19 protein-coding genes are annotated in these 18201 nt (G+C 73.1%); 16 read left to right on the forward strand and 3 right to left on the reverse strand.

The genetic code is table 11. From position 1 onward, the window contains the following. The first annotated feature begins 2 nt into the window (after window positions 1-2). Genes BLV76_RS09595 through BLV76_RS09640 form a run of 10 tightly spaced genes read left to right on the forward strand, consistent with a single transcriptional unit; the run spans window position 3 to window position 10247 of the window. Window positions 3-1418 (forward strand): M20/M25/M40 family metallo-hydrolase, encoded by a 1416-nt coding sequence (locus BLV76_RS09595; protein ID WP_217630308.1) that lies wholly within the window; start codon window positions 3-5, stop codon window positions 1416-1418. Continuing rightward, on the forward strand, window positions 1415-2248 hold the full coding sequence (locus BLV76_RS09600) for an alpha/beta fold hydrolase (RefSeq protein ID WP_090968924.1): 834 nt from the start codon (window positions 1415-1417) through the stop codon (window positions 2246-2248). Before BLV76_RS09595 ends, BLV76_RS09600 begins: the two co-directional genes overlap by 4 nt. Continuing rightward, the gene (locus BLV76_RS09605) at window positions 2245-2685 is read left to right on the forward strand and encodes an Ohr family peroxiredoxin (RefSeq protein ID WP_090968925.1); all 441 of its coding nucleotides are present in this window, start codon (window positions 2245-2247) and stop codon (window positions 2683-2685) included. The genes BLV76_RS09600 and BLV76_RS09605 overlap by 4 nt, the downstream gene beginning before the upstream one ends. Window positions 2686-2696: 11 nt before the next feature. After that, complete coding sequence (locus tag BLV76_RS09610) at window positions 2697-3515, forward strand: IclR family transcriptional regulator (protein ID WP_090972550.1); 819 nt, start codon at window positions 2697-2699, stop codon at window positions 3513-3515. Further along, entirely contained in the window at window positions 3512-4702 is a 1191-nt protein-coding gene (locus BLV76_RS09615; protein WP_090968926.1) for a CaiB/BaiF CoA transferase family protein, read from the forward strand. The genes BLV76_RS09610 and BLV76_RS09615 overlap by 4 nt, the downstream gene beginning before the upstream one ends. A gap of 29 nt (window positions 4703-4731) precedes the next feature. After that, window positions 4732-5577: a cyclase family protein gene (locus tag BLV76_RS09620; RefSeq protein WP_090968927.1), complete on the forward strand. Its 846-nt coding sequence runs from the start codon at window positions 4732-4734 to the stop codon at window positions 5575-5577. Continuing rightward, on the forward strand, window positions 5570-7003 hold the full coding sequence (locus tag BLV76_RS09625; protein ID WP_090968928.1) for an MmgE/PrpD family protein: 1434 nt from the start codon (window positions 5570-5572) through the stop codon (window positions 7001-7003). The genes BLV76_RS09620 and BLV76_RS09625 overlap by 8 nt, the downstream gene beginning before the upstream one ends. A gap of 26 nt (window positions 7004-7029) precedes the next feature. Next, the gene (locus BLV76_RS09630) at window positions 7030-8493 is read left to right on the forward strand and encodes a dihydroorotase (RefSeq protein ID WP_090968929.1); all 1464 of its coding nucleotides are present in this window, start codon (window positions 7030-7032) and stop codon (window positions 8491-8493) included. Further along, window positions 8493-9341: an HpcH/HpaI aldolase/citrate lyase family protein gene (locus BLV76_RS09635; RefSeq protein WP_217630309.1), complete on the forward strand. Its 849-nt coding sequence runs from the start codon at window positions 8493-8495 to the stop codon at window positions 9339-9341. Before BLV76_RS09630 ends, BLV76_RS09635 begins: the two co-directional genes overlap by 1 nt. A 30-nt stretch (window positions 9342-9371) precedes the next feature. Further along, complete coding sequence (locus BLV76_RS09640) at window positions 9372-10247, forward strand: DUF3891 family protein (RefSeq protein ID WP_090968931.1); 876 nt, start codon at window positions 9372-9374, stop codon at window positions 10245-10247. Between the two features lie 65 nt (window positions 10248-10312). Here the strand turns inward: BLV76_RS09640 and BLV76_RS09645 are convergent, their stop codons facing one another. Continuing rightward, entirely contained in the window at window positions 10313-11848 is a 1536-nt protein-coding gene (locus BLV76_RS09645; protein WP_090968932.1) for a hypothetical protein, read from the reverse strand. Window positions 11849-11989: 141 nt separating this feature from the next. Between BLV76_RS09645 and BLV76_RS09650 the strand changes: the two genes are divergently transcribed. From BLV76_RS09650 to BLV76_RS09660, 3 genes are all read left to right on the forward strand, one after another. Then, window positions 11990-12655, forward strand: coding sequence for a response regulator transcription factor (locus tag BLV76_RS09650; protein ID WP_090968933.1), 666 nt, complete (start codon window positions 11990-11992; stop codon window positions 12653-12655). Between the two features lie 5 nt (window positions 12656-12660). Then, complete coding sequence (locus BLV76_RS09655; RefSeq protein ID WP_139306535.1) at window positions 12661-13992, forward strand: sensor histidine kinase; 1332 nt, start codon at window positions 12661-12663, stop codon at window positions 13990-13992. A 64-nt stretch (window positions 13993-14056) separates the two neighbouring features. Further along, window positions 14057-14722, forward strand: a complete 666-nt coding sequence (locus BLV76_RS09660) for a phosphatase PAP2 family protein (RefSeq protein WP_090968935.1) — start codon at window positions 14057-14059, stop codon at window positions 14720-14722. Window positions 14723-14758: 36 nt separating this feature from the next. Here BLV76_RS09660 and BLV76_RS09665 read toward each other — a convergent pair whose 3' ends face one another. After that, window positions 14759-16039: a COG4705 family protein gene (locus BLV76_RS09665; RefSeq protein WP_245734614.1), complete on the reverse strand. Its 1281-nt coding sequence runs from the start codon at window positions 16037-16039 to the stop codon at window positions 14759-14761. Window positions 16040-16179: 140 nt separating this feature from the next. On the opposite strand from BLV76_RS09665, the gene BLV76_RS09670 reads away from it, so the two are divergent. The 3 genes from BLV76_RS09670 (at window position 16180) to BLV76_RS09680 (ending at window position 17976) form a co-directional block, all read left to right on the forward strand. After that, on the forward strand, window positions 16180-16719 hold the full coding sequence (locus tag BLV76_RS09670; RefSeq protein ID WP_217630310.1) for a M15 family metallopeptidase: 540 nt from the start codon (window positions 16180-16182) through the stop codon (window positions 16717-16719). Between the two features lie 9 nt (window positions 16720-16728). Then, complete coding sequence (locus BLV76_RS09675) at window positions 16729-17205, forward strand: PPOX class F420-dependent oxidoreductase (protein WP_090968937.1); 477 nt, start codon at window positions 16729-16731, stop codon at window positions 17203-17205. Between the two features lie 159 nt (window positions 17206-17364). Continuing rightward, entirely contained in the window at window positions 17365-17976 is a 612-nt protein-coding gene (locus tag BLV76_RS09680) for a rhomboid family intramembrane serine protease (protein ID WP_217630311.1), read from the forward strand. Between the two features lie 30 nt (window positions 17977-18006). Here the strand turns inward: BLV76_RS09680 and BLV76_RS22510 are convergent, their stop codons facing one another. Further along, the gene (locus BLV76_RS22510) at window positions 18007-18174 is read right to left on the reverse strand and encodes a hypothetical protein (protein WP_175539626.1); all 168 of its coding nucleotides are present in this window, start codon (window positions 18172-18174) and stop codon (window positions 18007-18009) included. Window positions 18175-18201 lie beyond the last annotated feature (27 nt).

Here is an 18201-nt window from a genome sequence, read left to right on the forward strand (position 1 = left end):
CCGTGCCCAGCACCGAGCCCACCAGCACGCCCGTCAGCAGCGCCGACCTCGAGGCGGTCTACGCCGCCGTCGACGCGCACCTCGACGAGTTCGTCGTCGAGCTCCAGGAGCTGTGCCGCTTCGTCAGCAAGCGCGAGGAGGTCGAGCAGATGCAGGCCACCGCCGACTTCATCGCCGGCTCGCTCGAGCGCTGGGGCGGCACGTCGCAGGTCGTGCCATGGGAGAAGTCCCATCCCTACGTCATCGGCGAGGTCGCCGGCGGCCCGGCGCGGCTGCTGCACTTCACCCACTACGACGTCGCGGTCGAGCCGACCGGTGACGACTCCGAGTGGATCGTCCCGCCCTACTCCGGCGAGGTCGTCGACGGCCGGGTCTACGCCCGGGGCGTCGCCGACGACAAGGGCGCGATCATGTCGCGCATCCACGCCGCCGCTGCGTGGAAGCTCGCCGGCCTGGAGCCGCCGGTCACCAGCCGCTACATCGTCGAGGGCAAGCAGTGGCTGCACAGCCCCGGCCTCGCGAGCTTCGTCGCCGCGCACCGCGAGCAGCTCGACGCCGACGCCGCGCTGTGGGAGAACTCCTGGCTCGACAACGACGGGCGCCTGCTGCTCAAGCTCTCCGAGAAGGGCGTGCTCTACCTCCGCCTCTCGGTGCGCACCATCAGCCGTGACCTGACCAGCCAGAACACCGCCCTGCTGCACTCGGCCACCACGCGCCTGATCGGCGCGCTCGCGGCGCTCCAGGACGACGACGGCGACTGCCGCGTGCCCGGCTTCGACGAGGGCGTCGAGGAGATGAGCCCGCGGGTGCAGGAGCTGGTCGAGGCGCTGCCCTTCGACGTCGACTTCCTGCACCGCCGCGCCGGCGTGGACTCGTTCCGCCACGGTGAGGACGCCCAGGCCGCCGCGGCCGCGATCCGCGTACGTCCCACGCTGACGATCGCGGGCATCGAGGGCGGCGACATGACGGACGACGTCACCCTCGGCATCCCGGCCACCGCCACCGCCAAGATCGAGATCCGGATGGTCGCCGGGCAGCAGCCGGAGACGGTGCTCGCGGCGGTCGAGAAGCACCTCGTCGCCGAGGGCTTCGGCGACGTCGTGGTCGAGGTGATGGCGCAGAGCATCCCCAACCGCACCGACCCCGACCACCCGTTCGTCGGCCTGGTCGCCGACGCCGCGCGCGAGGTCTACGGCACCGAGCCGCTCATCGAGCCCTACACGCAGTGGATCGGCAACCAGGGCGTCCTCGCCGGCCTCCCGATCGTCGGCGTCGGCGTCTCGCGCGCCGACTCGGGCGTCGACGGACCGAACGAGAACATCCGGATCGACGACTACCGCAACGGCATCCGCCACGTCATCGCGGTCATGGCCGCCATGTCCGCCGAGGTCGCGTCGGAAGGAGCGGGCCAGCAGTGAAGAACCTCGTCGGTCCCTCCGACCGCTCCTACGTCCGCCTCCCGTGGGGCCAGGTCCACCTGCGCTCCGCCGGCGACCCGGACGACCCGGCGCTGGTGATCCTCCACCAGTCGCCGCTGTCGTCGGCGACCTACGAGGCGGTCCTCCCGGGCCTCGCCGCCCGCGGCCTCCACGTCGTCGCGCCGGACACCCCGGGGTTCGGCATGTCCGACCCGACGCCGGGGCAGTGGAGCATCCCGGACTACGCCGCCGGTGTCCGGGCGCTGCTCGACGAGCTCGGCCTCGAGCGGGTCGTCCTGCTCGGCCAGCACACCGGCGCGGTGGTCGCGACGGAGGTCGCGATCCAGGAGCCGGCCCGCGTCCTCGGCCTGATCCACCAGGGCCTGCCGCTCTACTCCGACGAGGAGCGCGCCACCAAGAAGGCCGGCTACGCGCCGGGCTACGAGCCCGCGCTCGACGGCTCGCACCTGGCCGTCATCTGGGACCGGGTCCGGGGGCTCTACCCCGATCTCGCCGTCGACGAGGTCGACCGGCAGGTGCTGGAGTACCTCGCCACCGGACCCGACTACGGCACGGCATACCGCGCGGTCTTCGACCACCGCATCGACGTCGACGCGCTGCGTGACGTGCCCACCGCGCTGGTCCACGGCGAGCGCGACCTGGTCCACCGCTTCACCGACCAGGTCACCGCGGCGATGCCGTGGGCCGAGCTGGTGCTCGTGCCCGGCACCGACTTCCCGATGGACGAGCACCCGACCGATCTCGTCGACGCGGTCGCGACCCGCGCCCTGTCCTTCCACCAGGTCCCGACGACGGAGATGTCCGCATGAGCGCAGTGTCCGAGTCAGGGGCGAAGGTCCTCTACACCGCGAGCGTCGACGTCACCGGCGGCCGGGGTGGGCGGGCGACCTCCAGCACCGGATCGCTGGAGCTCGACCTGACCAGGCCCGCCCAGCGCGGCACCGGCGGCACCGACCCCGAGGAGCTCTTCGCGGCCGGCTACGCCGCCTGCTTCGACAGTGCGCTGCAGGTGGTCAGCCGGCGCGAGAAGGTCACCGTCGGCCCGACCACGACGACCGCGGCGGTGTCGCTGTGCACCGACGAGGACGACGTCTACTCGATCGCCGTCGAGCTGACGGTCACCGCGCCCGAGTGCGACCAGGACACCCTCGACGAGCTCCTCGAGCTGACCGACCAGACCTGCCCGTACTCCCGCGCCATCCGTGGGAACGTGCCAGTCGTGATCACGGGACTGGGACGCCGATGAAGGGGGACGGGATGACCGAGGAGCAGCTGGAGAAGGCGTCCGAGAGCAAGTCGGGGCTGCTGCGCGCCCTGTCGGTGCTCAGCCTGATCTCGGACCGGTCGCCCGAGACGCTCGGCGTCTCCACGATCGCCCGCGAGCTCGACCTGCCCAAGGCCGTCGCGCACCGCATCCTCAAGGAGTTCACCGCGGCGTCGTTCCTGGTGTTCGACGACCGCACCAAGCAGTACCGCCTCGGCCCCGACGCACTGGCCGTCGGCATGGCGGCCCTGCGCTCGCTCGACGTGCCCCGCATCGCCCGCCCACACCTCCAGTCGCTGGTCACCGAGACCAAGGAGACCGCCACCCTGTCGGTGCGCAACGGCTGGTCGCGCGTCTACGTCGACCAGATCCTCTCGCCCCACGAGATCAGGATGGCCATCTCCCTCGGCACCACCCACCCGCTCCACGCCGGCTCGTCGTCGAAGGCGATCCTGGCCCACCTCGGCGACGCCGAGGTGGAGGAGTACCTCGAGCTCTCGCGGCTCGAGCGGGTCACGTCGTCGACCATCACCGACGTCGGTGCGCTGCGCACCGAGCTCGACCGCGTGCGCGAGACGGGGTACGCCGTCAGCCTCGGTGAGCGCCAGGCCGGAGCCGGCAGCGTCGCCGCCCCCGTCCACCGGGCCTCCGGCGAGGTCTTCGGCTCGATCTCCCTGTGCGGCCCGCGCGACCGCTTCGACGCGGAGGCGTGCGAGCGCTACGGCGCCCTCGTCGCCGCCACCGCGGCGCAGATCAGCAAGGAGCTCGGCCACCGGGCCTCCGGCTCGACCAGCGGGGGAGTGGCGTCATGACCGGGCCCCTGGACGGCATCCGCGTCCTCGACGTCTCCACGATCCTCGCCGGGCCGCTGGCCTGCCAGGTGCTCGGCGACTACGGCGCCGACGTGGTCAAGGTCGAGCACCCCCGTGCCGGCGACAGCATGCGTGGCCACGGCCCGGTCAAGGACGGGGTGTCGCTGTGGTGGAAGGAGATCTCCCGCAACAAGCGCACCGTCGCCATCGACCTCGGCAAGCCCGAGGGCGCCGAGCTGCTGGTCCGGCTCGCGACGGACGCCGACGTGCTGGTGGAGAACTTCCGCCCGGGCACGTTCGAGCGCTGGGGCCTCTCGCCCGAGGTGCTGCTGGAGGCCAACCCGCGGCTGGTGCTGCTCCGGGTGAGCGGCTTCGGCCAGACCGGGCCCTACTCCCGGCGTCCCGGGTTCGGCACCCTCGCGGAGGCGATGAGCGGCTTCGCGCACCTCACCGGCGAGCCCGACGGCCCGCCGACCCTGCCCGCCTTCGGCCTCGCCGACAGCATCGCCGGCATCGCCGCCTCGTCGGCGGTCAGCATGGCCCTGCTCGCCCGCGAGCGCACCGGCCGCGGCCAGGTCATCGACATGAGCCTGCTCGCGCCGATCATGACCGCGGTCGGCCCCGGCCCCATGGCCTACCAGCAGACCGGCGCCGTCGGCATGCGGCAGGGCAACCGCTCGGTCAACAACAGCCCGCGCAACACCTATCGCACCAAGGACGACCACTGGGTCGCGATCTCGACGAGCGCGCAGGCCATCGCCGAGCGCGTGCTGACCCTGGTCGGCCACCCCGAGGTGCTCGACGAGCCGTGGTTCGCCAGCGGCCGTGACCGGGCGCAGCACGCCGACCTGCTCGACGGCTACGTCGGTGGCTGGATCGCCGAGCGGACCCGCGACGAGGTCGTCGACGCCTTCACCGAGGCCGGCGCCGCCGTCGCCCCGGTCTACGACGCCCGCGACATCTACGAGGACGAGCACGTCCGGGCCGTCGGGATGATCACGCACGTCGACGACGACGAGCTCGGCGAGCTCGCGATGCACGACGTGATGTGGGGGATGTCCGAGACCCCCGGAGAGATCCGCTTCACCGGACGCGCCCTCGGCGAGGACACCGACACGGTGCTCGCCGAGGCAGGAGTGACCACGACCGAGCTCGCTGAGCTGCGGTCCCGCGGGGTCGTCGCGTGAGCGCGACCCAGACCAAGGAACGGACTGACATGGCGACCACCCCAGCCCTCCGCACCCCCGACGCGCTGCTGACCGCGGTGCTCGAGGGCGTGCAGATCCACGACCTGGGCCGACCGCTCAGCATCGGCATGCCGCAGTCGCCCAACCACCCGGCGTACTGGCACTCCCTGCCCCGTCGCCACGGCGACATGGTGCGCGCCGACGGTGGCTCGGCCGCCAACGACCTCATCTCGATGGGCACCCACGTGGGCACCCACATCGACGCGCTCGCCCACGTCTCGCAGGACGGCAGGCTGCACGGCGGCGCCGACGCCTTCGAGGCCGGCATCGGCGGGAAGTACATGGACCACGGCGTCCACACGATCGAGCCGATGGTGCGCCGCGGCGTGCTGCTCGACGTCGGCTCCGCCCACGGTCCGGAGGGCTGCGCGGCGGGGCACGAGATCACCGTCGCCGAGCTCGAGGAGGCCGTCGAGCGCCAGGGCACCGAGGTGCGCGCCGGCGACGTCGTGCTCATCCGCAGCGGTTGGGGCCGCCACTTCGCCGACCCGGACCCGTCCGTCTACCGCGGCGCGGCCAGCGGCGTCCCCGGCGTCAGCGAGGCCGGCGCGACCTGGCTCGCCGACCGCCACGTGCACGCCGTCGGCGCCGACACCATCGCCTTCGAGTGCCTCAGGCCCGGCGCCGGCCACGGCCACCTGCCGGCCCACCGCGTGCTGCTGGTGGAGGGCGGGATCTACATCATCGAGGCGCTCGACCTCGACGGCGTCGCGGCTGCCGGCGCGCACGAGTTCACCTTCGTGCTGTCGCCGCTCCCGCTCGTCGGCGCCACCGGCTCGCCGGTGCGCCCCCTGGCGGTGGTCTCCGGTGCCTGATCGCGAGCAGACCCTCGCCCAGCAGCTCGCCGCGTGGGCCGACCAGGTGCGGCTCAAGGGCGCGCCCGACGAGGTCCGCGCCAGCGTCCGCCAGCGGGTCCTCGACGTGCTCGGCCTCTGCGTCGCCGCGCAGCCGCTCGAGACCAGCGCCGCCGCGCTCGACCTCGTCGCGTCGCAGGGCGGCACCGCCCAGGCGCACGCCCTCGGGCTCGCCGACGCCGTCCCGGCCGCGCAGGCCGCCTTCGCCAACGGCGTGCTCGCGCACTCGCTCGACTTCGACGACACCCACCTCCCGTCGGTCCTCCACCCCAGCGCGGTCGTCGTACCCGCCGCGCTGGCCGTCGCCGAGTCGGTCGGCGCCGACGGCACCGCCCTCCTCGACGCCGTCGCCGTCGGTCTCGAGGTCGCGGTGCGGCTCGGGATGGCCGGGTACGACGAGGAGCTGGGCAACTCGGTCTACTTCGAGCACGGCCAGCACGCGACCTCCATCTGCGGCGCCATGGGGGCCGCGGTCAGCGCCGCGATGCTCATGGAGCTCTCCGACGACCTCATCACCGACGTCCTCGGCGTCACCGCGTCGATGACGTCCGGGATCATCGAGGGCAACCGCTCCGGGGGCACCGTCAAGCGGATGCACTGCGGCTGGGCCGCGCACTCCGCCGTGATGGCCGCCGAGCTGGTCCGCCGCGGCATCACCGGACCGCCGACCGTGCTCGAGGGCCGCTTCGGCTTCTTCCAGGCCTGGCTGCACGGGGAGAACGTGCGGCTCGAGGAGGTGACCGACGGCCTCGGCACGACCTGGGCCGTGCCCGGCATCTTCTTCAAGCCCTACCCGGCCAACCACTTCACCCACACGGCCGTCGACGCTGGCCGCCTCCTGCGCGAGGGCGGCGTGCGCCTCGACGACGTCGCTGCCATCGAGCTCGGCGTGCCGTCCGCGGTCGTCCGCACGATCGGCGAGCCGATCGAGGTGAAGCGGGCGCCGGAGACCGGCTACCAGGCCCAGTTCAGCGGCCCGTTCGCCGTCGTCGCCGGACTCGTCGGCGACGGGTCGGGCCTCGGGATGGGACTCGACGACTACTCCGACGTGCTCGCCCAGGACCCCGAGCGCCGCCGCCTGATGGCGCTCGTGACGGTGGTCGGCGACGAGGAGTGCGACGCGATCTTCCCGCACCAGTTCCCCGCCGTCGTGCGGCTCACCACCACCGACGGCACCGTCGTCGAGCAGAAGGTGCTCGCCAACCGGGGCGGGCCGCAGCGCCCGCTGTCCGACGAGGAGCTCGCCCTCAAGTTCCGGATGAACTGCGCCGGGCTGGTCGCCGACGACGTGGTCGACGACGTCCGCTCCCGTGTCCTGTCCCTCGGCGACGGCTCGTCCGTCTCCGCCCTGCTGGCCGACCTCGCGGCGGCCCTGCCCACCTCCTGACCCGCCCCTCCCGAAAGGCCATCACCATGAGCACCCCCGACCTCGTCATCACCAACGCCCGGGTCGTCCACCACGACCACGCGGAGCCGCAGGACTGGGACGTCGCCGTGACCGACGGCGTCATCACCGGGGTCGGCCCGGGCCTCGACGCCTCCGGTGCGACCGTCGTCGACGCCGGCGGCAAGCTGCTCTTCCCCGGCGTCGTGGACGCCCACCAGCACTGGGGCATCTACAACGACCTGCACACCGACACCGGCACCGAGAGCCGGGCGTGCGCGCAGGGTGGCGTGACCACCGCGCTCAACTACATGCGCACCGGGCAGTACTACCTCAACAAGGGCGGCGCCTACTCCGACTTCTTCCCCGAGGTGCTGGCCGCGTCGGAGGGCGAGGCCTACGTCGACTACGGCTTCCACCTCGCGCCGATGAGCAAGGAGCACCTCGGCGAGGTGTCCGACCTGGTCGGCGAGCACGGCGTGACGTCGTTCAAGATCTTCATGTTCTACGGCAGCCACGGCCTGCACGGCCGCTCGACCAGCCAGAGCGACTTCCTGATGATCCCCGAGGACGAGCGCTACGACATCGCGCACTTCGAGTTCGTGATGCGCGCGGTGCAGAAGGCCCGCCAGGACCACCCCGACCTCGCCGACGAGATCTCGCTGTCCCTGCACTGCGAGACCGCCGAGATCATGACCGCCTACACGAAGATGGTCGAGGAGGAGGGCGAGCTCACCGGCCTCGCCGCCTACAGCGCCTCGCGCCCGCAGCACTCCGAGGGCCTCGCGGTCACCATCGCGTCCTACCTCGCCCACGAGACCGAGCTGCCGACGATCAACCTGCTGCACCTGTCGTCGGCCAAGGCGATGGACGCCGCGCTGCGGATGGCCGCGACCTTCCCCGAGGTGAACTTCCGCCGCGAGGTCACCGTCGGCCACCTCCTCGCCGACATCGACACGGCCGCCAACCTCGGCGCCAAGGTCAACCCGCCGATCCGCCCGCGCGAGGACGTCGAGGCGCTCTGGGGCCACGTGCTGAAGGGCGAGGTCGACTGGGTCGTCAGCGACCACGCGTGCTGCAAGGAGGAGCTGAAGTTCGGCGAGCCGAAGGACGACGTGTTCCTCGCGAAGTCGGGCTTCGGCGGTGCCGAGTACCTGCTGGCCGGCATGGTCAGCGAGGGCGGCAAGCGCGGCCTGCCGCTGGGCGAGGTCGCCCGGATGACGTCGTACAACCCGGCGCAGCGCTTCGGCCTCCGCACCAAGGGCGCGATCGCCGTCGGGCTCGACGCCGACCTCGTGCTGGTCGACCCGACGCACACCTGGACCGTCCGTGCGGCCGAGAGCGAGTCGACCCAGGAGTACACGCCGTTCGAGGGCTTCGAGCTCACCGCCGCGGTCACCGACACCTACCTCCGCGGCAGCAAGGTGCTCGAGGCCGGCAAGGTCGTCGGCGAGCCGCGCGGCCAGTACCTCAAGCGCCCCACCGGCCGGTGATGGTCGCCGCCCGCAGCCTGCTCTACGTGCCGGGCGACCGGCCCGATCGCTTCGCCAAGGCGATCGGGTCGGGCGCCGACGCGGTGATCCTCGACCTCGAGGACGCCGTGGCCGCCGAGCGCAAGGAGTCCGCCCGGTCGGCGGTCGGGTCGTTCGTCGCGGACCACACCGGCGAGTGCCAGCTCTGGGTCCGGATCGAGCCGACCACCCTGGCCCTCGACGCAGCGGCCGTCGTCGGCCCGGGGCTCACCGGGCTGCTGCTGCCCAAGGTCGAGCCCGAGCTGCTCGACGAGCTCGACCGCGCGCTCACCGAGCTGGAGTCCGCGCGTGGGCTCGCTGCCGGCTCGACGCCAGTGGTCGGCATCCTCGAGACCGCGTCGGGCCTCCAACGCCTGGAGGACATCGCCGCCCACCCGCGGATCCGCCGGCTCGGCATCGGGGAGGCCGACCTCGCCGGCGAGCTGGGGCTGGTGCCCGACGAGTCGCGGTCGGTGTTCGCGCCGATCCGCTCCAGCGTCGTCATCGCCTCCGCCGCGGCCGGCCTCGAGCGCCCGATCGGCCCGGTGCACACGGCCGTCGACGACCTCGAAGGACTGCGGGCGACCGCGCTCCAGCAGCTCAGCCAGGGCTTCCGCGCCCGCACCGCCGTCCATCCGCGCCAGGTCGCGACCATCAACGAGGTCTTCACCCCCGGCCTCGAGGAGGTCGCCGCCGCGCGCGCCGTCCTGCAGGCCTACGACGACTCGCTCGCGCAGGGAGTCGGCGTGCTGCGCGACGCGGCGGGCCGGGTGATGGACGCCGCCACCGTGCGGGCCGCGCGCGAGACCGTCGAGCGCGCCCGCGCCTGAGCCGTCCCTGCCCTCGACCCAGGAGGTCCCGTGATCATCAACCGCCGCAACGGCACGATCGAGCTCATCGACCAGGTCGAGCACGGCCGGGTCGCCGGGGAGCTCGCAGCGGCCTGGGGCAACCAGGTGTTCGAGCACCCGGTCCCGAACCCCGCGGTGTCGCTGGCCGCCGGGAGGCACGACGAGGGCTGGCGCTCGATCGACGGCGCCCTCCTCTTCGACGAGCTCGCCAAGCGGCCACTGCACTTCCTCGACATCGACGTCGAGCGGCACATCCCGCTCTACCGCGCCGGCGTCGAGCGCGTCTCGATGCTCGACGCCTACGCCGGCCTCCTCGTCGGCATGCACTGGTCGGGCATCTACCGCGGCCGGTGGCAGAAGCCCGGCCTGACCACGCGTCTGGCCCGCACGCCCGGCGACGGCGAGGCCCTCGCGGCCGTCGTGCGTGCGGAGGAGGAGCGCTGGATCGGCGTCCGCGAGCAGGTGTGGACCGAGCAGGAGCCGCGCGCCGTCTTCGAGACACGGCTGTGGCACCACTACGAGCTGCTCCAGCTCTGGGACCTGCTCTCGCTCTTCTGCTGCGTCGTCCCCGACCAGCCCGCCCCGCCGTCGCCGGTCGCGCCGTGGGGTCCGCAGATGTCGGGCACCGAGCACGTCTCCGAGGCCGTCCGGCTGCCGACGGTCGCCGTCACGCCGGGCGGTCCGCGCGTCGACGTCGTCGCCCGCGTCGTCGCCGCCGGCCCGGTCATCGAGCTCGACCCGTTCCCGTTCGCGGGACCGGTCTCGGTCGACGTCGAGGTCCGCACCCTCCCCGACCGGGAGTGGACGCAGTCCGAGGCGATCGCCCACCTCGGCAGGCGCCGGCCCGAGGTGCGGCGCGTGCGCCTGGTGGCGCCCTCCGCCTAGACAGCTCGTGCAAGAACCTGTGCACGGTCGGTGTGCACCCCCGGGGCCTGCGCGAAAGCTTTCGCTCAGCCGCGGTGCGTCCAGCCGACGGCTGAAACGCTCGTTGCACGCTGACGCCGAGCGAATGCTTGCGCCGCCGACCTCGACGGGCCCGTCGTCGTACGCCTCCACACGACGTAGGGCCCGACGGTCGTCGCCGGCCGGTAGCGCGCGTCGAGCACCTCCTGGGCAGTGGTCGGGTCGACGCCCCACGTGGCGAGCGAGCCACCCGCGACGACCACCCAGGTGGGGGCGCGGCGGCCGCTCAGCACGTGGGTGAGGCGGGTCAGCGACGAGTCGCGCACGCGCACCGGCAGGCTCCAGAGCTCGCCGTAGGGGCTGGGCAGGCCGGAGTCGTAGACGATGTCGGGGTGGCCGAAGCCGACGACCACGCTGTCGCCGGGGCTGCTGTGGCTGCGGAGGTAGGACGCCACGACGGTGTCGTCGCCGTGGCGCGGGGCCAGGGTCGCGGTGACCGTGACGGCGGCGACGCACGACACCGTGGCCACGGCGAGGGCGACGGCGGTCGAGCGTGGCAGGCGCGCGCCCCGCTGGGCGGCCGCGACCGCGAGCAGGACCAGGCCGGGAACGAGGCCGATCAGGTAGTGCAGCCAGTAGCTCCCGCCCGCCCCGACGGCGACGAGCTCCCACGCGACCAGCGCGAGGGCCGGGATGCGGAGGTCGGGCAGGTGCCGGCCGTCGTCCGCCGGCGCCCGACCGCGCAGCCGCAGCAGGAGGACCGCCAGCACGAGCGGCGCCCCGCTGAGGGCGGCGGCGCCGAGCAGGGCGGCGAAGCGGTCCGACGTGCTGCTGGTGGCCGAGGCCTGGATGACCGCGGCCGCGTGGGCCCGGAAGAGCACGACGGCGTGCCAGAGCCGGACCGGCTCGGTGCCGCGCGCCTCGGCGACGACCAGGGTGGCGACCAGGGCGGCGCCGGCGCCGGCAGCGACTCCCGAGGCGAGCGCGGCGGCCCGGCGGAGGCCGTGCCGGCGGGCGGCGAGGAGCACCAGGACGGCCGCCACGACGAAGACGTCGACCACGTTCTGCTTGACCATCGCGGCCGCCATGCCGCTGGCGCCGGCCAGCGCGGCCCACAGCGGCGCGCGTCGGGACGGCGACCAGGCGTGGACGAGCGCGACGAGCCCGGTGAGGACGAGCGGCACGGCGAGCAGCTCGCCGTTGACCTCGGTGGTGCCGAAGAGGGGTGAGCTCAGGAAGAGGGCGGCGACGATCGCCGGCGTGAGGGTACGACGACCCGCACCGCTCGCTGCCAGGAGCGAGGCGAGCAGCACCGACGTCACCACCGCCACGATGCCGATCAGGCGCAGCCCGACCGCTCCGCCGAGGTGGGCGGCGAGGTCGAAGACGGTGATCAGCAGCGGTGGCCGGTCCACCCAGTAGTGGCCGTAGAGCGAGCGGCCCGGGTGCCACTGCGACGCGACCAGCAGGAAGCCGCCCTCGTCCGAGCTCAGGGGTCGGTCGACGAAGGGGATCCACGCGAGCGCGGCGAGCGCGGCCAGTGCGAGGGTCGCCCCTCTCGTGCCGCGCGCGCCGGTGCTCATGGCAGCAGGTTCCGACGGCCCACCTGCACGCGACCTGACTGCGGCGAGGACGCCGGGCACACTGGCAGTCAGGTGGGGTGCAGGTTCGGCGGCGCATGGTCGTCGTGCCCCACCCGGAGGACGACGAGGAACGGCACGCAGATGTCACGTGTAGGACTGTGCGAGGACGACGCGGCGATCCGTCGCGTCGTGAGCGACGCGATGCGGCTCGCCGGCCACGAGGTGGTCAGCGCCCACGACGGTGGCGAAGCCCTGCGGCTGTTCGTCGAGGACGACCGGCTCGACGTGATCATCCTCGACATCGGCCTGCCCGACGCCGACGGGCGCGACGTGTGCCAGGCGCTTCGGTCGGGCGGGCAGTCCGCGCCGGTCCTTTTCCTCACCGCGCTCGGCGCCGTGCACGAGCGGCTCGCCGGCTTCAGCGCCGGTGCCGACGACTACCTCCCCAAGCCCTTCGACGTGCTCGAGCTGATCGCCCGGGTCGAGGCGCTGGCCAAGCGCGGCCGGCTCGTCGTGGCCGAGGCGCCGACGGACCTGGTGCTCGACCCCGCCCGCCACGCCATCGCCTGCAACGGCCGCGAGTCGCTGCTGACGCCGACCGAGTTCCGGATGCTCGCCGCGATCACCTCGCGCCCCGGAGAGGTCGTACGCCGTCGGGCCGTGGTCGCGGCGGCCTGGCCGCAGGGCGGCATGGTCAGCGACAACACCGTCGACTCCTACGTCCGCCGGATCCGGGTCAAGCTCCGCGAGGTCGACTCGCCGCTCGAGCTGACGACCGTGCGGGGAGTGGGCTACACGCTGAGATGACTCCCGTGGACCGTTCGCTGCGTCGCTTCGCACCCCGCTCCTTCCGGGGCACGATCGTCGCCTCGACCGTGGGGCTCATGACGGTCGCGATGGTCGTCGTGGGGCTCGGCATCCAGGTGGTGCTCGGCTTCACCGCGCAGCGCGACATCCGGCAGGTGCTCGACGAGCGGTCGTCGGCGATGGTCACCGTCATCCAGCAGGCCTCGGGCTCCTCGCTCACCGTCCCGCCCGACGCGCTCGAGCCGGGGATGGTCGTCTACGACGCGTCCGGCAACCGGGTCGCGGGGTCGGTGGAGTCCGGCGTCCGCGACGCGGCCGACGACCTCGGGACCACCGACGTCGTGCGCACCGTCCGGGGCCCGTCCGACGAGGAACGACTCCTGGGCACGCCCTTCACCACGCCCAGTGGCGACGCGGGCGTGCTCGTGGTGAGCCAGGAGACCGGACCCTACGAGCGGTCCGAGCTCTACGCGCTTCTCGCCACGATCGTGCTCGGCCTGGTCGTGGTCGGCGCCGCCGCGGTCATGGCCCTGCGCGTGACGCGGCAGGCGCTGCGCCCGGTCACGCAGATGGCCGACCGTGCCGCGGAGTGGAGCGAGCTCGAGCTCACCCACCGCTTCGCCCTCGGTCCGCCGACCAACGAGCTCGCCGCGCTCGGTGAGACCCTCGACCACCTCCTCGACCGGGTCGCCGCCGCGATCCGGTCCGAGCAGCGGCTCACCTCCGAGCTCGCCCACGAGCTCCGCACGCCGCTCACCGCGATCCAGGGCACGGCCGACCTCGCCCGCCTCCGCGGCGACGAGGACGACACGCTGCGCGAGAGCCTCGAGCAGATCTCGACCTCGGCGCGGGAGATGGGCGTGGTGATCTCGACGCTCCTCGACATCGCCCGCGACGGCACGGCCGTGGGGCGCGAGCAGGCCTGCCGGATGGCCGACGTGGTACCGGGGCTGCTGGCCGAGGCCGGCGACGACGTCGAGGTGCTCGACCGCACCGCCGGGTCCACCGCACGCATGGCCGCCCCCGCCGCACTGGTGGTCCGCGCGGTCGCACCCGTGGTGGGCAACGCCGTGCGCCACGCGCGCCAGCGCGTCGTCATCGACGCGACCGACCACCCCGACCACGTCGAGGTCGTGGTCGGCGACGACGGCCCGGGCGTCACCCCGGCGCTGCGCGAGACCCTCTTCGAGCCCGGCGTCTCCGGCGCCGACGGCGGAGCGGGCCTCGGCCTCGGCATCGCCCGCCGGGTGGCGCGCTCCTTCGGCGGCGACGTCACCCTCGACGCCGGGGTCGACGGTGGCGGCGCGGCCTTCCGGATCTCGGTGCCCCGCCGCTGAGGTGCGCACGCGTCGTTCGCCCGCCCGTCACCGGGGCGCCGGGTCGGCGCGGTAGGAATGGCCTGTGACTCCCGAGGGTCCCAGGCTGTGGCAGGCCGCCGGCGCGATGGCCGCGGTGCTCGCCGTGCTCACGCTCGCGGTCGCGGTGCACTGGTCACCGCTGCTGCGCCTCGATGGCTGGCTCTCGACGCACGCCTTCGCCGCGACGCTGGGCCACCACGGCCGGACTGCGGTGTGGACGGCGGTCACGGACTGGGGCGGGCCCGAACCGATGCGACGGCTGCTGCTCGTCGCGGGTGCCGTCGCCCTGGTCGTACGCCGCTGGCGCACCGGCGCGTGGCTCGTCGTGCTGGCCCTCGTCGAGGGCGTCGTGGCGCCCGCGTCCAAGCACCTGCTCGACCGTCCGCGACCGGTCTGGCCCGACCCGATCACGGTCCTCGCGTCGACGTCGTACCCCTCCGGGCACGCGACCGCCGCCGCCACGACCGCCGTGGCGCTCGCGCTCGTCGCGCGGCGGGCGGCGGTGACCTGGCTGTGCGTGCTCGTCGCGGTCGCCGTCGCGGCGAGCCGGGTCGTCCTCGGCGCGCACTACCCGAGTGACGTGGTCGCCGGGATGCTCCTCGGCACCCTCCTCGCCACCACGACCTACGGCCTCACGACCCTGGTCCGACCCCGGACGAGGCAGACGACCGGACCCGGCCTGGAGGGGCACCGGGTCCGGCCGTCCTGACCGCCGCGGGGGAGGCGACGGCCAGCTGGGGGGCGATCAGCCGAGCGTGTCCAGCAGATGGGTCATCGCCTGGTCCTCGGTCGCCGGGTCGGGTGAGCTCGCGCGCACCGAGGTCAGCACCGCGTCGATCTCGCCGTCGACGTAGGTCCATGCCTGGCAGTTCTTCGCGGTGAGCGTGGTGGCGTCGGCGTCCCACGCGGTCTCGAGGTCGGTGATCCGCGTCCGGGCGCCCGCCTGGTCGTCCGCCGCCACGAGAGACTGCGTGTCGGTCACGATCGTGCGGTAGCCCGCGACCGACGTGGTCGGGAAGTCCGCGGCGACCTGCTGGGTGGCGGCGGACTGGTCGAGCGGCGTACCGCTGCCGCAGGACGGTGCGGGACCCTCGTCGGCGAGCGCGCTCTGGTGCGGCTGGGCGTTGGTCCAGGTGAGCAGCGCGACCGTCGCGACGGCCGCGGCGACCATCACCCCCAGGGTCGTACGACGACGACCGGGCGTGGACTCCGGCGCGTCCGGCGCCTCGTGGTCGTCGTCGGACTCGATCACGTCGGCCCTGGTGACCGAGAGGTAGACGACGGTCGCGAGGATCGCTCCGAGGAAGACCAGGCTCGTGCCGAACGTCCCGAGGCCGAGGCCCTGCTCGCTCCTCGGCAGGCCGAGGAAGTCGCCGATGTTGGCGCCCAGGGGACGGGTGAGGATGTAGGCGACCCAGAAGCTCAGGACCGGGTCCGCGCCGGAGCGCCAGAGCACGGTGACCAGCGCGATCAGGCCGAGCGGCAGCAGGATCGACAGGCCGGGACCCCAGCCGGTCAGCTCCAGCGTCCAGTCGCCGGTCGCGGTGCCGAGGGCGAAGGTCACCAGGACGGCGAACCAGTAGAAGCCCTCGCGCGGGGTGGTCGTGATGCTGTGGATGGACAGGGTGCGCTCCTTCGCCCACCACACGGTGAACGTCGCGGCCAGCAGGACACCGAAGACGGTGCTGCTGATCCAGAGCGGCACGCCGAGCTGGTCGGTGAGGATGTCGGTGTAGAGCGTCCCGGTCACGCTGACCACCACGACGGTCAGCCAGTAGGCCGCCGGCACGTAGCGGCGTAGCCGCACCTGCACGCCGAGCACGACCACGAAGACGGCGGTGAACAGGATGGCGGTGTTCACCAGTCCGACCCCGAGGGTCATGTTGATCCAGTCGGCGAAGCTCTCGCCGACCGTCGTGCACAGGATCTTGATCACCCAGAACCAGATCGTGACCTCGGGGACCTTGTTGAGCATCTGTCGGGCGTGGACCCGGGCGTCGGCGGTGACGGCGCTGCGTTCAGTCATGGGAGCACGATGCGGTCGCGAACCTGCCAGCCACCTGACCGCGTACTCGCACCCTGGGTGGACCCGGAATGGCCGGCAGGTCGGGTGCGCGGCACCTGCGGTGGAGGTGGTCGCACCCCTCGGATCGCGAGGGTCGTCAGGTGACCACCGACCGCCTCCTCTCCGTCCGCCACCTGCTCGCCGCCGCCGTGATCGGGTTGGCCCTCCTCGCCGTCGGCTGCAAGGCCGCCGACGTCCCGGTCGGCACCCTGCTCGGCTCCGACGAGACGCCGGACCTCTCCCGACCGACGGGCAAGCCCGAGTTCGATCGCCTCGACCCCGTCCTGCGCTCGGCCTTCCAGGAGGCGCGTGCCGCGGCCGAGCGCGACGGCGTACGCCTCGTCATCACCAGCGGCTGGCGCAGCCGCGCCCACCAGGAGCGGCTCTACGAGGATGCGCTCGTGAAGTACGGCAGCCCCGAGGAGGCCAACCGCTGGGTCGCCACCCCCGACCAGTCGGCGCACGTCACCGGCGACGCCATCGACATCGGCCCGACCGACGGCGCGATCTGGGTGGGCCAGCACGGTGCCGAGTTCGGCCTCTGCCAGACCTTCGCCAACGAGATGTGGCACTTCGAGCTGCTCACCACCCCCGGCGGCACCTGCCCCGAGATGCTCACCGACGGCTCGGTCCGCCGCTAGCGTGGAGGCATGGCACCCAGGATCGCGACGAACACCTCGGTCGGGCTCGACGAGCTGCTGGACTTCGTACGACCCCGGCACCGGATGGTGCTGCTCACGAAGCGGGCCGACGGGACCCCGCAGGCCTCGCCGGTGACCGGCGGCGTCGATGACAGCGGGCGGATCGTGGTGGCGACGTACCCCCAGCGGGCCAAGACGAAGAACGCCCGGCAGCGCCCGGAGGTCTCGGTCGTCGTGCTCTCCGACGAGTGGGACGACGCGTGGGTGCAGGTCGACGGCGACGCCGAGGTGCTCGACGCCAGTGAGGGGCATGAGGCGCTCGACGGGTTCGTGGAGTACTTCCGCAACATCGCGGGCGAGCACTCCGACTGGGACGAGTACCGCCGGGCGATGGTCGACCAGGGCAAGTCGCTGCTGCGGATCACCCCGACGCGCTGGGGCACCGTCTCGACCGGCGGCTTCCCGCCGGAGCTCGGCGACCGCTGACGATCCGTCATCCCGATCCGCACCGATGGGTCGGGGTCGGGATGACGCACCGCTGACGATCCGTCATCCCGATCCGCACCGATGGGTCGGTGTCGGGATGACGCACCGGAGGAGTCGGGTCGCAGCAACCGTTTCGCGTCGGATGTCACGATGAGGGGCATGCCGACCGCGACCGCACGCGAGCCCGCGTGGAAGAGTGCCGCGCTCATCACCGGCGGATTCGTGGCGCTGCTGTGGGTCCTCGAGATCGTCGACACCGCGTCGAACCACGCGCTCGACGCCTACGGCGTGCAGCCGCGGACCGAGGACGGCCTGGTCGGCATCGCCCTCGCGCCGGTGCTGCACTTCGGCTTCGACCACCTGGTCAGCAACACGGTGCCGGTGATCGTCCTCGGGTTCCTCACCCTCGCCACCGGCATCGCCCGCGGCCTGCTCGCGACCGCCATCATCTGGGTGGTCGGCGGCCTCGGCGTCTGGCTCTTCGCCCAGCCCTCCAGCAACCACGCCGGTGCATCGGTGCTGATCTTCGGCTGGATCGTCTACCTGGTCGTGCGCGGCTTCCTCAACCGCCACACGATGGAGATCTTCGTCGGCGTCGGGGTGTTCCTCGTCTACAGCAGCGTGCTGCTCGGGGTCCTGCCGGGCACGCCCGGGGTCTCGTGGCAGGGCCACCTCTTCGGCGCGATCGGCGGCTTCCTCGCGGCGCGGATGCTCACCACGCGCCGCGCGGGCAGGGTCGGCGACGGCGACAGCTACCGGCCGACGTACTGACCCGTCAGGTCGCGGGCACGGACCGGCCGATCAGGTGTCGGTGGCCGGCCCGTCCGGGGTGGCACCGCCCTCGGACCCCCAGCCCTCGTCCTCGTCGGTGTCGTGGGCGGGGTCGTCCTGGACGTCGGGCTGGGTGTCCGGCTCGTTGACCGGGTCGGTGTCGAGGTGCGTCTGCGGGTCGTCCTGCGGGTTGCTCATCGTGGCTCCTTCGTGACGAGTGGTGGT

Origin of the sequence: Nocardioides exalbidus, assembly GCF_900105585.1 — a bacterium.
In the GTDB taxonomy this organism is placed as follows: Bacteria; Actinomycetota; Actinomycetes; order Propionibacteriales; family Nocardioidaceae; genus Nocardioides; species Nocardioides exalbidus.